We start from the raw sequence: 12,479 nt of genomic DNA, 5'->3' as shown, positions 1-12,479 counted from the left end.
CTGCGCATCTTTGGCTTCCCCACAACCCTCAACCAGGAGCCCACGATGCCCACCACCAAGCGCGCACAGCCCGATGCATGCAGCCTGCTCGACACCGACCACAAGAACGTCAAGAAGATGTTCAGCGCCTACGAAGAGCTCATGGAGTCCAGGGCCGCGAGCGCTACCGACAAGAAGCGCGAGCTGGCCAACCAGATCTGCATGGAGCTGACGGTGCATGCGCAGATCGAGGAAGAAATCTTCTACCCCGCCGTGCGCGAAGCCATCAAGGAAACCGACCTGCTCGACGAAGCCGAGGTGGAGCACGCCACCGCCAAGGACCTCATCGCCCAGTTGCAGGACGCCACCGAAATCGACGAGATGTTCGACGCCAAGGTGAAGGTGCTCGGCGAGTACATCGACCACCACGTCAAGGAAGAGCGCAACGAGATGTTCCCCAAGGCGCGCGCCACCAAGCTGGACCTCGTCGCGATGCGCGAGCTGCTCGCCGCGCGCAAGGAAGAGCTGATGGCCGAACTGATGGGCGAACCCGCCTGAGGGCTGCCCGGGGATGCCCTCCAAGCCGTCCGGCATCCTCGCACCGGAGCGTGCCGCCGGGCATACCGCGCTGCTGGTCATCGACATGATCAGCTGCTGGGATTTTCCGGACGCCGAGAAACTCCTGCCGCGGGCCGCGGCGATCGCTCCGCGCATCGCCGCGCTCAAGGCGCGCTGCCGCAAGGCGGGCGTGCCTGTCATCTACGCGAACGACAACCGCGGCCGCTGGCGTTCGGACTTTCCCGCGCTGGTCGAGGAAACGCTCGCACAGGACAGCGCGGGCGCGGGCGTCACGCGCGCCTTGCAGCCCGAGCCCGACGACTATTTCGTGCTGAAACCCAAGCAGTCGGCGTTCTTCGGCACGCCGCTGGAGTTGCTGCTGCGGCACCTGGATGCGCAGCGGCTCATCTTGACCGGCGTTGCGAGCGACCAGTGCGTGCTGGTCACGGCCACCGAAGCGGGCATGCGCGACCTGGCGGTGGTGGTGCCGCGTGATTGCGTGGCCTCGCAGTCGGCCAGGCGCAACGAGACCGTGCTGCGGCAGCTGGAAGAGGTCCAGAACCTGCCGACCACGCCCTCCGCGCGCATTCGCCTCGCACCCCGGCATCGCCGCGCCTGAGACGGCCCGGGTGTCGGCGCCGGACGACACGGGTGTGCGCCGTGTGTCCTCATGCCGGCGCCGCGCGAGCCTCTACGGTTGCCTCTTGCAATCACCAACCACGGAGAACATTTCATGACCGCCACCACCGGAAACACCAGCAAGCTCTGGGAGCTGATCAAGGACACCCGCTACGGCATGCTCACGCACCGCCATGCCGACGGCCAGCTGCACAGCCACCCGCTGACCACGCAGAACAAGGACGTCGACGAGAACGCGACGCTCTACTTCTTCGTGCCGAAGGACGGGGAGATCGCGCGCCACGTCGCGACCGACCCGACCGTGAACGTCTCCTACGCCAACACCGACGACGACAGCTACGTCTCCGTCTCGGGCCATGCGGCGCTGCTCGAAGACGCAGCCAAGAAGGAGGCCCTGTTCACCAAGATGGCCAAGGCCTGGTTCCCCGACGGACCGACCGACCCCAACCTGGGCCTCCTGGCCGTGAGCGTGCTGCGTGCCGAATACTGGGACGTGGACGACAGCAAGATGGTGCAGCTGTTCAAGATGGCCAAGGCCGCGGTCACTGGCAAGACGCCGGACCTGGGCGAACACAAGAAGGTCGCCGTTTCCTGATGCGTGCAGAGCCGCCAACGACAACGACAGCGACGACAGCGCCGGCACCGCACCGCTGGCAATTCATCCGCGTCGGGGGCGCCGACCAGGTCATCTTCCGCACGGGCGAGGACATTGCCCGCCTCGGGGAGCTGGACCAGAAGCTGTGGGTCGCCCTCGCCTGCCCGACGCGCGGCATCGACTTCGATGCGCGCACGCTGGACCTCATCGATGCCGACCGCGACGGCCGCGTCCGCCCGCCCGAGGTGGTCGCGGCCTGCGAATGGGTGTGCGCGCGGCTGCGCAACCCCGACGTGCTGCTGCAAGGCAGCGACGTGCTGGCGCTGGACGACCTGGATGCCGGCAACGCCGATGGCGCGCGCCTGATCGAAGAGGCGCGCCGGCTGCTGCAGATCCAGGGCAAGCCCGATTCGGCCACGCTCACGCTGGCCGACATTGCCGACCGCGGCGAGCTGCTGTCCGCGATGCGCTTCAACGGCGACGGCGTGATCACGCCCGCGACGACGCAGGACGATGCCGTGCGCGCGACGGTCGCCGAGATCATGCGCAGCCACGGCAGCGTGCCCGACCGCCACAAGCAAACGCCGGGCGTGGACCGCGCCCGCATCGAAGCGTTTTTCGCCCAGGTGCAGGCCGCGCGCGACTGGCACGCCAAGGCGGATGCCAACGACCGCACGCTGATGCCGCTCGGCGAGCCCACGCTGGCCGCCGCCGACGCCACGCGCAAGGTGCAGGCCAAGCTCGACGACTATTTCGCGCGCTGCCGCGTCGCCGCCTTCGACGTGCAGGCCGTCGCGGCATTGAACCCCTCGCCCGAGGCCTACGACGCGCTGGGCGCGAACAAGCTCGACCTGAGCGCGGACCCGATTGCCGACCTGCCGCTCGCGCCCGTCACGCCGCGCTGCGTGCTGCCGCTGCACGGCAACCGCATCAACCCCGCGTGGACCGAAGACATCGCCGCGTTCGCCGACCGCGCCGCCACGCCGCTGCTGGGCGCGCGCGACGAACTCGCAGAGACGGAGTGGCTCGCCGTCAAGCAGCAGCTCGCGCCGTTGCAATCGCTGATGGCCCAGCGGCCCGACAACGCCGCGGCGTCGCTGTCGCTCGCGCAGCTCGACGCGTTCCTGCAAACCCGCGAAGCCCTCTTCGCACTGCTGCACGACGACGAAGCCGCCGAGACGCACAACAACCTGCTGGTCGATCTGGAAAAGCTCATCCGGCTGCAGCGCGACCTGGTGGTGCTGCTCAACAACTTCGTGTCGTTCAAGGCCTTCTACCGGCGCGAGGGCGCGATCTTTCAGGCCGGCACGCTGTACCTGGACGGCCGCAGCTGCGAGCTCACGGTGCAGGTGCAGGACACGGCCAAGCACGCGGTGCTGGCGGGCCTGGCGAAGACCTGCCTCGCGTACTGCGACTGCACACGCCAGGGGCAGAAGATGAGCATCGTGGCGGCGTTCACCGCGGGCGACATCGACTTTCTTTTCGTCGGCCGCAACGGCGTCTTCTACGACCGCCAGGGCCGCGACTGGGACGCCACCATCACCAAGCTGATCGAGAACCCGACCAGCGTGGCGCAGGCCTTCTTCGCGCCCTACAAGAAGTTCGTGCGGGTCATCGAGGAGCAGGTGGCCAAGCGCGCGGCCGCCAGCGAGGCCGCGGGCCAGGGCACGCTCACGGGCTTTGCGACCAAGCTCACGACCGCCGACCAGACTGCGGCGGGCGCGGCCAAGACTCCCGCGGCGGCGCCTCGCACGGCCGGCCGCGTGGACGTGGGCACCGTGGCGGCCATCGGCGTGGCGCTCGGGAGCATCAGCGCGGTGCTGGTCGCGATCTTCGGCAAGTTCATCGACCTGGGGCAGTGGATACCGGTGGCGCTCGTCGGCATCGTGGCGGCGATCTCCGGGCCGAGCATGCTGATCGCGTGGCTCAAGCTGCGCCAGCGCAGCCTGGGGCCGATCCTGGACGCGAGCGGCTGGGCCATCAACGGGCGCATGAAGGTCAATGTGCGGCTGGGCGGCATGCTCTCGCAGACCGCGCACGTGCCGCCGGGCGCGCGGCGGGTGGCGCGCGACCCGTACCGCGAGCGGCATGGCACCACCGGTTTCGCCGCGGCCGTGGTGCTGGCGCTGGCGCTCGTCGTGCTGGCGTGGCGCATGGACTGGCTGGACAACCGGCTGCCCGCCGCGCTGCAGCATTCGCCGACCGCCGCCGCATCGCAGGTGACGCCGCCTGCCCCGGCCTCGTGACTTGAGGGCGGGTTGAAAACGCCCGGGAGCGCCGCCATTTCATTCGGACCTGCCGATTGAAAGAGGCGCTCCCATGGGCTCACGCGACGAATTCCTTCTCGACTCCTACTCGGCCACCGTGACCCAGGTGGCCCACACCGCCAGCGCGGCCGTCGCGCACATCAAGGTCCGAAAACCGCCGCAGCGCGGCACTGCGGGCGGCCAGGGCAGCGGCTCCGGCTTTCTCTTCACGCCCGATGGCTTCGCCATCACGAACGCGCATGTGGTCGAGGGCGCGAGCGAGTTGCGCGCGGCCTTCATCGATGGCACCGAGAGCGCCGCGCGGCTCGTCGGCATCGACGCATCGACCGACATCGCGGTGCTGCGCTTCGAGTCGCACCCGAGCGCCTTTTTGCCGCTCGGGAGTTCGGCGGGCCTGCAGCCCGGGCAGCTGGCGGTGGCGGTCGGCAACCCGCTGGGCTTCGATTTCACCGTGACGGCCGGCATCGTGAGCGCGCTGGGCCGCAGCCTCCCTTCGCGCGGCGGCCGGATGATCGAGGACGTGATCCAGACCGATGTGGCGCTGAACCCCGGCAACTCGGGCGGCCCCTTGCTGGACAGCACCTCGCAGGTCATCGGCGTGAACACGGCGGTGATCCCGTCGGCGCAGGGCCTGAGCTTCGCGGTGGCGATCGACACGGCGCGCTGGGTGGCCGGCGAGCTGATGCGCCATGGCACGGTGCGGCGCGGCAAGCTGGGCGTGCAGTGCGCGGCCGTGCCGCTGCCTCGGCGCTGGGTGCGCGAGAACGAATGGCCGGTCGCGACCGGCGTGCGGGTGGTCGAAGTGGTCGCGGGCTCGGCCGCGGCGCGCGATGGCCTTCGCAGCGGCGACATCCTGGTCGGCTGCGACGGCACGCCGCTCGCGCAGCTGTCCGACCTGCTCAAGCGGCTGGCGGGCGAAGGCTACGGGCGCCCGCTGCTGCTCAAGCTTTTGCGGCCCGTGGCCGGGACGCTCACGCCGTTCTACCTGACGGTGTCGCCGGGCGGCTGATCCCAGCGGGTCAGAACCGGTCCACGTCAATCACCGCCTGCGCGAACGCTTCGGGCGCCTCCTGCGGCAGGTTGTGGCCGATGCCGCCCTGCAGCGTGCGGTGCGCGTACTTGCCGGTGAACTTGTTGCGGTACTTCGACGGGTCGAGGAACGGCGCGCCGTTGGCATCGCCCTCGAGCGTGATCGTGGGCACGCCGATGGCCGGGGCCGTGGCGAGGCGCTTTTCCAGCTCGTCGCAGCGCGCCTCGCCGGGGGCGAGGCTCAGGCGCCAGCGGTAGTTGTGCATCACGATGGCGACGTGGTCGGGGTTGTCGAACGACGCGGCGCTGCGCTCGAAGGTGGCGGCATCGAACTTCCACTTGGGCGATGCCGTCTCCCAGATGAGCTTGGCGAATTCGCGCCGGTACTGCGCGTAGCCCGCCTGGCCGCGCTCGGTCGTGAAGTAGTACTGGTACCACCAGTCGAACTCGGCCTTGGGCGGCAGCGGCTTCTTGCCGGCCTCCAGGTTGGTCATGAGGTAGCCGCTCACCGAGACCAGCGACTTGCAGCGCTCCGGCCACAGCACCGCCAGGATGCAGGCGGTGCGCGCGCCCCAGTCGAAGCCGGCGATGCTGGCCTTCTGGATCTTGAGCGCGTCCATCAGCGCGATGATGTCCAGCGCCACGGCCGACTGCTGGGCATTGCGGACGGTGCTGTCCGAGAGAAAGCGCGTGGAGCCATGGCCGCGCAGGTGCGGAACGATCACCCGGTAGCCCGCCGCCGCGAGGATCGGTGCGACGTCGACGAAGCTGTGGATGTCGTACGGCCAGCCGTGCAGAAGAATCGCGACCGGGCCATCGGCGGGGCCGGCTTCGGCGTAGCCGATGTTCAGGAGCCCGGCATCGATCTGCTTGATCGCAGCGAACGATGTGTTGCCCCCGGTCCTGCCCAGCGACGGCGCCACCTTGGCTCCCGCGGTCTGTGCGTTGGCACTCCCCACGATGCCGAACTGCGCGGCGGTGATCGTTGCGGCGGCCGCGCCGAAAAAGATGCGGCGGTGGCGGTTGATTTCTTCGGTCATCTGCTTCTCCAAAAGCGTTTGCGATGGAGACATTGGACCGGCGCGGTGTATCCGCGATGTGTCCTCGGACAGGGGTTTTGAATGCCCGTGTACGGATCGGGCAGGCAGATACAGTGGGCTACAAAACTCTGGCGGGCCGCGTTGCACAGGCCCCGGGACACAGGGGTTGGGCGTCAGCTGCGGGGCCGCAGGTCCCACTCCTGGATGAAGTGACCGACCCGCAGCTTCACGCGCGCGATGGCGGCGTCCCAGGTGAGTTGCTGGGTGATCACGAGCACGCCGCGGGGAACGCCACCGGAGCTCAGGCTCGCCATGCCGACATAGCTGCCACCGCCAGTCCGGGTGAGCACGAAGGAGCCGGTCCAGTGCGCCGGCAGGTCGATGGCGAGGGGGGTTGCGTCCATGAGGGGGTCGAGCGTAGTGGCTCGCCCCCTGCCGCCCCAAGGAACTATTACCAGTGCGGCGATAAATTCCGTGTGACTTGTTTATTTGTCCACGGTGATGTTCGCCGTCTTGATGATGCGGGCCCATTTCTCGCGCTCGGCATGCATGAAGTCGCCGAAGCGCTGCGGGCTGCCGCCGCCGTCTTCCGCGCCGAACTGCTCCAGCCGTGCGATCACGTCCGGCATCGCGAGCACCGTGTTCACATCCTTGTTCATGCGATTGACAAGCGCCGGATCCATGCGGGCCGGACCGACCAGGCCGAACCAGATGCTCGCCTCGTAGCCCTCGAAGCCCCCGAAGTTCGACTCGGCAAGCGTGGGCACCGCGGGAAAGCTCCTGGAGCGCTTGGCGCGCGTCTGCGCGATGGCCGTCATCTTGCCGCCGGCCAGGTACTGCGTGGCCGTGGTCATGCCCTCGAAGCTGTACTGCACGTGGCCACCCAGCATGTCGGTGACCAGCGGCGCGGAGCCCTTGTACGGCACGTGCAGCACGTCGATGTTGGCGCGCGCCTTGAAGAGCTCCAGCGCCAGGTGCTGCGCCGAGCCGTTGCCGGCCGAGCCGAAGATGATTTCCCCCGGCCGGCTGCGGCACAGCTCGACCAGCCCCTTGAGCGTCCTGACCGGCTGGTTGCTCGCGCAGATCAGCATCTGCGGCGTGGCGCCGACGAGCGCGATCGGCGCGAAATCGCGCTCCGCCGAATAGCTCAGCGACTGCAGCCCGGGCGCGATGCCGTGGCTGTTGATGTGCGCCATCAACAAGGTGCTGCCGTCGGGCTGCGACTTGGCCACGTCGCCCGCCGCGATGATCCCGGCCGCGCCCGCCTTGTTCTCGACGACCACCGGCACGCCCCACATCACGCCCAGCTTCTGGGCCAGCAGCCGCGCGAGCACGTCGGTGCCGCCGCCGGGCGGGAAGCCCACGACGATGCGCACAACACTCTTGGGCAAGGTCTGGGCGAACGCGCGCATTCCGGCAAGTGGCGCCAGCGCGGCCGCCACGGCACCGCCAGTGAAGAGTCTTCGTTTCATTTGTCTTGTCTCCTGTTTTCTTCTTCGGGTGTCAGGCGGCGAGCGCCGACGCATGCGGCATGCGGAACCCGCAGGCCTCGAGATCGGCCGCGAGCATCGCGCGTTGCGCCGCCTCGATCTCCACGAGCGGCGGGCGCACCGTTGCCCAGCCGGCGTCGCCGGTCTGCCGCGCGATGGTCGCTTTCATCGCAGCGATCATCGGCAGCTTCTGGAAGGCCGCGCGTGTCTCGTTGAGGGCTTTCTGTTTGTCGTCGGCGCCGGCGTCGGTCCAGTGTTCGTACAGATCGACGATGGCTGCAGGGTTCACATTGCCCGTGGCCGTGATGCAGCCCGCGCCGCCGCCGCGCAGCGTGTGCAACAGCACCGCCTCGGTCCCGGCAAACACGTCGAAGCCCTGCGGCTGGAACTCGCGCAGCAGGGCTGCGGTGTTGTTCCAGTCGCCCGAGCTGTCCTTGATGCCGGCCACCGTGCGCGGATAGGCCTTGAGCAATCGCTCGATCAGCGCCAGGCTGAGGCCGACCTGCGCCACCGGCGGGATGTGATACAGGTAGATGCGCAGCCGCTCGTCGGCCACCGCGTCGATCACCCGCGCGAAGCTGCGAAAGAGGCCTTCGTCGGACACGCCCTTGTAGAAGAACGGCGGCAGCATGAGCACGCCAGCGCAACCGGCTGCCACCGCATGCCGCGTGAGCTCGATGGTGTCGCCGGGCGCGCAGGTGCCGGTGCCGGGCATGAGGCGCTCGGGCGGAACGCCGTCTTCCAGCAACGCATCGAGCAGGCCCCGCTTCTCCGCGACCGTCAGCGAATTGGCCTCGGAGTTCGTGCCGAAGACCGAGAGGCCCACGCCCTGTTCGAGCAGCCAGCGGCAGTGCTTCACGAAGCGCGGCGCCGACGGCGAGAGGTCCGCATCGAACGGCGTGAGCACCGGCGAGAGCACGCCGCGCAACTTGGGTGTGCTCATTGCACCGAGCCCCACTTGCCGTACTTCTGCACCGCCTTCTCGTCGAAGCCGAAGCCCAGCCCCGGCGTCTGGTGCAGCACGACGCGGCCGTTCTTGTGATCGAGCTGGCGATCGACGAGGCGCCGGAAGTTCAGTACCTGGTCGTCCCAGAAGAACTCCACATAGCGCGCATTGGGCGTGGCCGCCACGAGCGGCGCGTGCACGTCGTGGAACCAGTGCGGGCACATCACCACGCCGTGGCTGGACGCCGTCGCGGCGATGCGCCGCCACTCGGTGATGCCGCCGCACACGAGCGCATCGGTCTGCAGGATCGATGCGGCGCCCTTGTCCAGCAGCTCCTTGTGGTACCAGCGGCCGTAGCCGATCTCGGCGGTCGCCACGGGGATGCGGGTGAGCCGCGCGAGCTTGGCGTGGCTGTCGATGTCGTCGGGGCCGAAGGGCTCTTCGATGAAGTACGGGTCGTAGGCCTCGAAGCGGCGGATGTACTGCATGGCCTGGGTGGTGTCGACCCAGCCGTTGTTGCAGTCCATCATGAGTTCGACGTCGGGGCCCACGGCATCGCGCGCGGCCTTCAGGCGCTCTTCCTCTTCCCTGGGCGAGAGGCGCCCGGTCTTCATCTTCACGGCCTTGAAGCCCTTGTCGACGTAGCTGGCCATCTCCTGGCCCAGCATGGCGGGCGTCTTGCCCTCCAGGTAGTAGCCGCCGCTCGCATAGGCCGGCACCGAGTCGAGCTCGACCGCGCCCAGGTACTTGTGCAGCGGCAGGCCGTGCGTTCTCGCGTTCAGGTCCCACAGCGCCGTGTCGAGCGCGCTGAGGGCGCGCATCACCATGCCCGAGCGCCCCTGCAGCAGCGACTCCTGGTACATGGCGGACCACAGGCCTTCGACGGCGTACGAGTCCTTGCCGATGAGCACCGGCGCGAGCAGCTGCTCGACCGCGGTGGCAAAGAGCGCGCCGCCCGCGCTCCCCACGTAGCAGAAGCCGATGCCTTCGACACCCTCGTCGGAGCGGACCTTGACGAGCCCGTAGTGGCGAACGCTCACGGTGCGGTTGGAGAACGAGGTCACGCGGTCGAGCGGAACGGCGGCGGCGCAGAAATGGATCGATTGAATCTTTGGCAAGGAAGTCTCCAGGAGGGTTGTGCGAATCGGCCCCTAGGGCTCGGATCGGAACGAATTCTGGAATTCTTCAAAGCAAAGAAAAATGGTTGTTTCATATCTTCTGAAGCAGTAAATTGTTTCTTCCACTTCGGGCCCTTTCGAGCCCTTTCGACACCTGTCCCATGGATTCACGCTTCCTTCAGAGCTTCGTCTCGGTCGTCGAACTCGGCTCGATCGCCGAGGCCGCGCGCCACCTGGACATGACCCCCGCCACGATCGCGCAGCGCGTGCGCGCGCTGGAGGCGGACATCGGCAGCCAGCTGATCGTGCGTTCGGGGCGCACCGTGCGGCCGACCGTTTCCGGCGCGCGCATCCTCGCGCGGGCGCGCAACGTGCTGCGGGAGCTGCGCGACCTGCAATCCGAAGCCTCGGACACCGAGCTTCCCGCGGGGCCGCTGCGGCTCGGCGCGATTCCCACGGGGCTCATGGGCATCGTGCCGCTGCTCTTGAAAGACTGGGTGCGGCGGCATCCGCACATCCGCATCTACATCGAGCTCGGCACCAGCACGGCGCTGTATGGCCGCGTGATGGCGGGCGAGCTCGATGCGGCGATCCTCGTGCATCCGGTGTTCGAGCTGCCCAAGACGAACAACTGGCACACCCTGCGCGAAGAGCCGCTGGTGCTGCTCGCGCCCGCGCGGATGAAGGTCACGGATGCGCTGGCCACGATCGCGCGCGAGCCGTTCATCCGCTACGACCGCCAGGTCGTCGGCGGCAAGATGGCCGACGACTACCTGCGCCAGCGCGGCATCCGCCCCAACGTGCGCGTCGAGCTCGATGGCATCGAGTACATCGCGAAGCTGGTGGCCGAGGGGCTGGGCGTCTCGGTGCTGCCCGACTGGGCCGTGGTCGGCGCGCTCAACCGGGCGGTGAAGAAATGGCCGCTTCCCTCGCCCTGCCCCACACGCACCGTGGGCGTGCTCTGGCAACGCTCGACCGTGCGGGCGCCGCTGGTCGATGCGCTGCTGGACATCGCGCGCGGGCACTTTCCGCGGTAGGAGCCCTCCCGCACCACAAAGCGCCATCGGCCCCGCCCCGTTCGTCACGGACGGCGCACACAATGGCACGCCTCACTGCACCAGCCCTCGCCCGCATGACCCCCAACGATCTGTCGCCCCGCCTCGAACGAAGTCTCTGTGCGGTAGGCCTTTGCGCAGTGCTCGCGCTCTCGGCTTGCACCGGCACCACCGAGGCCAAGCGCCAGGCCGAGAACAGCACGCCCCCGCCCACCGACTGCACCGCCTGGGTCGGGACCGACCGCAACGCGATGCTGCCCGGCTACCTGCTGCACCAGGGCCCCAAGGGCACGGGCAGCACGGTCTGCGTGCCGCTTCTCCTCACGGCCAACCCCACGCCGGCCAGCTACGCGGGCGGCGACTATCACATCAGCGAATTCACCGACGACAAGCTCAAGGCCCGCTGGCGCGCGTGCAAGGAAGATGCGGCCTGCTTCAAGCGCATCGACGCGCAGATGCAGCGCTGGCTGCCGCCGAACAAGGAGCGCGCCACGCGCTCCACCGGCGTGGTCGATCCGTCCGGAAAGATCGACCCCGAGGGGCAGGTGGACCTCAAGCAGATCCGCCGGCCCGCCTTCTTCGCCAAGGCGCCCTACCGCGAAGGCATTGCCGAGGCGGAGGGCCGCACCTACACGGTCGAATTCACCGTGCCGCCCGATGCCTTCGAGCGCATCGATTTGAAGAAGACCGCCGACATCAAGCTGCGCGGCTGGTACATCGAAGGCGCCGGCGTGGACGACGGCAAGGGCCGCAAGGTGCGCGCGCTCGCGATCATGGCGCCCGGCGGCGGCGGGCAGCTCACGGCGATCCAGCATCCGGACGAGGTGTCCTACCGCACCGACGAGAGGACGGGCAAGACCACGCCCGTGAAGTTTCCCAACGCCGCCACCGAGACCATGGGCCAGCGCTGGTGGCGCGAGAACCTGCATGCGCTGAACCAGGCCGGCTTCGACGTGCTGGCCTACGACCTGCGCGGCGAAGGGCTCTCGGGCGGCTTCAGCGACACCAACACGCTGGAGCAAGGCGAGGACGTGTTCCGCACGCTCGGGCAGCTGGAAGACGGCCGGGGCCTGCGCATGCTCACGCCCTCGGGCGAAGTGCTCGAAGGCACCGCCGCGCGCGGCCGGCTGCTGGCGGGCATGAAGGCCAACGAGATTCCGCTGGTGCTGGGCGGCTACTCGCGCGGCTCGATGTCCACCGCATGGGCGATGACCACCAACTACGTCGCCTCCTGCAGCTTCGACCTGCCGGAGGTCACGTGCGCCAAGCCGCGGGGGCTCAAGAACATCCGCGGGGCGATCCTGCTGTCGTCGTTCGCGAGCGGCGCGGGCTATGTGGGCGACGCGCCCGACCTCGCGGACCGCAACCTGTTCCTGGGCGGCATGGCGGCGGACCACCACATCCTTTTCTATCCGAACTCCGCCCCGCTCGCGGGCATGGACCGGTGGCCCGCGGCCTTCTTCGGCAAGGGGCTGTGGGACCGCGCGGAAACGCTGGAAGGCACCGTCGCGGCCTACAACCGCATCCGCGGCGTGAAGGAGATCGTGCTGGCGCGCGGTCCGCATTCGATCGAGACCTGGCCCGAGTCCGACCGGCGCTATTTGCGCGAGCGCATGGTGGCGTATGCGAAGGTGGTGGTGATCGGCGGGCGCACCGTGCCGGGCGCGCGGTCGTGGAAGGACTTCAAGGGGCTGGTCGCGACCACGCCCGATTCGTGGGAGCCGTCGTCGCGGCCGAAGACGGCGAGCGCCGCGCGGCCCTGA

At 68.8% G+C, this 12,479-nt stretch carries 12 protein-coding genes; 7 read left to right on the top strand and 5 right to left on the bottom strand.

The features are described from left to right. Positions 1-45: 45 nt before the first annotated feature. The 5 genes from ACZYRS_RS13310 to ACZYRS_RS13290 all read left to right on the top strand — a co-directional run bounded on the left by ACZYRS_RS13310 (position 46) and on the right by ACZYRS_RS13290 (position 5,047). Positions 46-537: a hemerythrin domain-containing protein gene (locus ACZYRS_RS13310; RefSeq protein ID WP_463419644.1), complete on the top strand. Its 492-nt coding sequence runs from the start codon at positions 46-48 to the stop codon at positions 535-537. 13 nt (positions 538-550) lie between these two features. Beyond that, positions 551-1,156, top strand: a complete 606-nt coding sequence (locus tag ACZYRS_RS13305; protein ID WP_463419643.1) for a cysteine hydrolase family protein — start codon at positions 551-553, stop codon at positions 1,154-1,156. Between the two features lie 114 nt (positions 1,157-1,270). Continuing rightward, positions 1,271-1,771, top strand: coding sequence for a pyridoxamine 5'-phosphate oxidase family protein (locus tag ACZYRS_RS13300; RefSeq protein WP_463419642.1), 501 nt, complete (start codon positions 1,271-1,273; stop codon positions 1,769-1,771). Next, entirely contained in the window at positions 1,771-4,017 is a 2,247-nt protein-coding gene (locus tag ACZYRS_RS13295) for a hypothetical protein (RefSeq protein ID WP_463419641.1), read from the top strand. The genes ACZYRS_RS13300 and ACZYRS_RS13295 overlap by 1 nt, the downstream gene beginning before the upstream one ends. A gap of 73 nt (positions 4,018-4,090) precedes the next feature. Continuing rightward, positions 4,091-5,047: a S1C family serine protease gene (locus tag ACZYRS_RS13290; RefSeq protein ID WP_463419640.1), complete on the top strand. Its 957-nt coding sequence runs from the start codon at positions 4,091-4,093 to the stop codon at positions 5,045-5,047. 10 nt (positions 5,048-5,057) lie between these two features. Here ACZYRS_RS13290 and ACZYRS_RS13285 read toward each other — a convergent pair whose 3' ends face one another. From ACZYRS_RS13285 to ACZYRS_RS13265, 5 genes are all read right to left on the bottom strand, one after another. Next, positions 5,058-6,107, bottom strand: a complete 1,050-nt coding sequence (locus ACZYRS_RS13285) for an alpha/beta fold hydrolase (RefSeq protein WP_463419639.1) — start codon at positions 6,105-6,107, stop codon at positions 5,058-5,060. A gap of 173 nt (positions 6,108-6,280) precedes the next feature. Then, positions 6,281-6,511, bottom strand: coding sequence for a hypothetical protein (locus ACZYRS_RS13280; protein ID WP_198784651.1), 231 nt, complete (start codon positions 6,509-6,511; stop codon positions 6,281-6,283). Between the two features lie 81 nt (positions 6,512-6,592). After that, positions 6,593-7,579 carry a Bug family tripartite tricarboxylate transporter substrate binding protein gene (locus ACZYRS_RS13275; RefSeq protein ID WP_463419638.1) on the bottom strand — a complete coding sequence of 329 codons (987 nt, stop codon included), beginning with the start codon at positions 7,577-7,579 and terminating at the stop codon, positions 6,593-6,595. A gap of 31 nt (positions 7,580-7,610) precedes the next feature. Continuing rightward, entirely contained in the window at positions 7,611-8,540 is a 930-nt protein-coding gene (locus ACZYRS_RS13270; protein WP_463419637.1) for a dihydrodipicolinate synthase family protein, read from the bottom strand. Continuing rightward, entirely contained in the window at positions 8,537-9,661 is a 1,125-nt protein-coding gene (locus ACZYRS_RS13265) for a mandelate racemase/muconate lactonizing enzyme family protein (protein ID WP_463419636.1), read from the bottom strand. Before ACZYRS_RS13265 ends, ACZYRS_RS13270 begins: the two co-directional genes overlap by 4 nt. Before the next feature lie 161 nt (positions 9,662-9,822). Between ACZYRS_RS13265 and ACZYRS_RS13260 the strand changes: the two genes are divergently transcribed. Beyond that, positions 9,823-10,698, top strand: a complete 876-nt coding sequence (locus ACZYRS_RS13260) for a LysR family transcriptional regulator (protein ID WP_198784655.1) — start codon at positions 9,823-9,825, stop codon at positions 10,696-10,698. Positions 10,699-10,793: 95 nt separating this feature from the next. Continuing rightward, on the top strand, positions 10,794-12,479 hold the full coding sequence (locus ACZYRS_RS13255; protein ID WP_463419635.1) for an alpha/beta fold hydrolase: 1,686 nt from the start codon (positions 10,794-10,796) through the stop codon (positions 12,477-12,479).

It is taken from the genome of Variovorax sp. AC194, from assembly GCF_979257995.1.
This window is presented reverse-complemented; position numbering and strand designations above follow the sequence as displayed.

Coding starts and splice junctions, on each gene's coding strand:
- ACZYRS_RS13310 (WP_463419644.1), top strand. CDS start 46: ATGCCCACCACCAAGCGCGCACAGCCCGATGCATGCAGCCTGCTCGAC.
- ACZYRS_RS13305 (WP_463419643.1), top strand. CDS start 551: ATGCCCTCCAAGCCGTCCGGCATCCTCGCACCGGAGCGTGCCGCCGGG.
- ACZYRS_RS13300 (WP_463419642.1), top strand. CDS start 1,271: ATGACCGCCACCACCGGAAACACCAGCAAGCTCTGGGAGCTGATCAAG.
- ACZYRS_RS13295 (WP_463419641.1), top strand. CDS start 1,771: ATGCGTGCAGAGCCGCCAACGACAACGACAGCGACGACAGCGCCGGCA.
- ACZYRS_RS13290 (WP_463419640.1), top strand. CDS start 4,091: ATGGGCTCACGCGACGAATTCCTTCTCGACTCCTACTCGGCCACCGTG.
- ACZYRS_RS13285 (WP_463419639.1), bottom strand. CDS start 6,107: ATGACCGAAGAAATCAACCGCCACCGCCGCATCTTTTTCGGCGCGGCC.
- ACZYRS_RS13280 (WP_198784651.1), bottom strand. CDS start 6,511: ATGGACGCAACCCCCCTCGCCATCGACCTGCCGGCGCACTGGACCGGC.
- ACZYRS_RS13275 (WP_463419638.1), bottom strand. CDS start 7,579: ATGAAACGAAGACTCTTCACTGGCGGTGCCGTGGCGGCCGCGCTGGCG.
- ACZYRS_RS13270 (WP_463419637.1), bottom strand. CDS start 8,540: ATGAGCACACCCAAGTTGCGCGGCGTGCTCTCGCCGGTGCTCACGCCG.
- ACZYRS_RS13260 (WP_198784655.1), top strand. CDS start 9,823: ATGGATTCACGCTTCCTTCAGAGCTTCGTCTCGGTCGTCGAACTCGGC.
- ACZYRS_RS13255 (WP_463419635.1), top strand. CDS start 10,794: ATGACCCCCAACGATCTGTCGCCCCGCCTCGAACGAAGTCTCTGTGCG.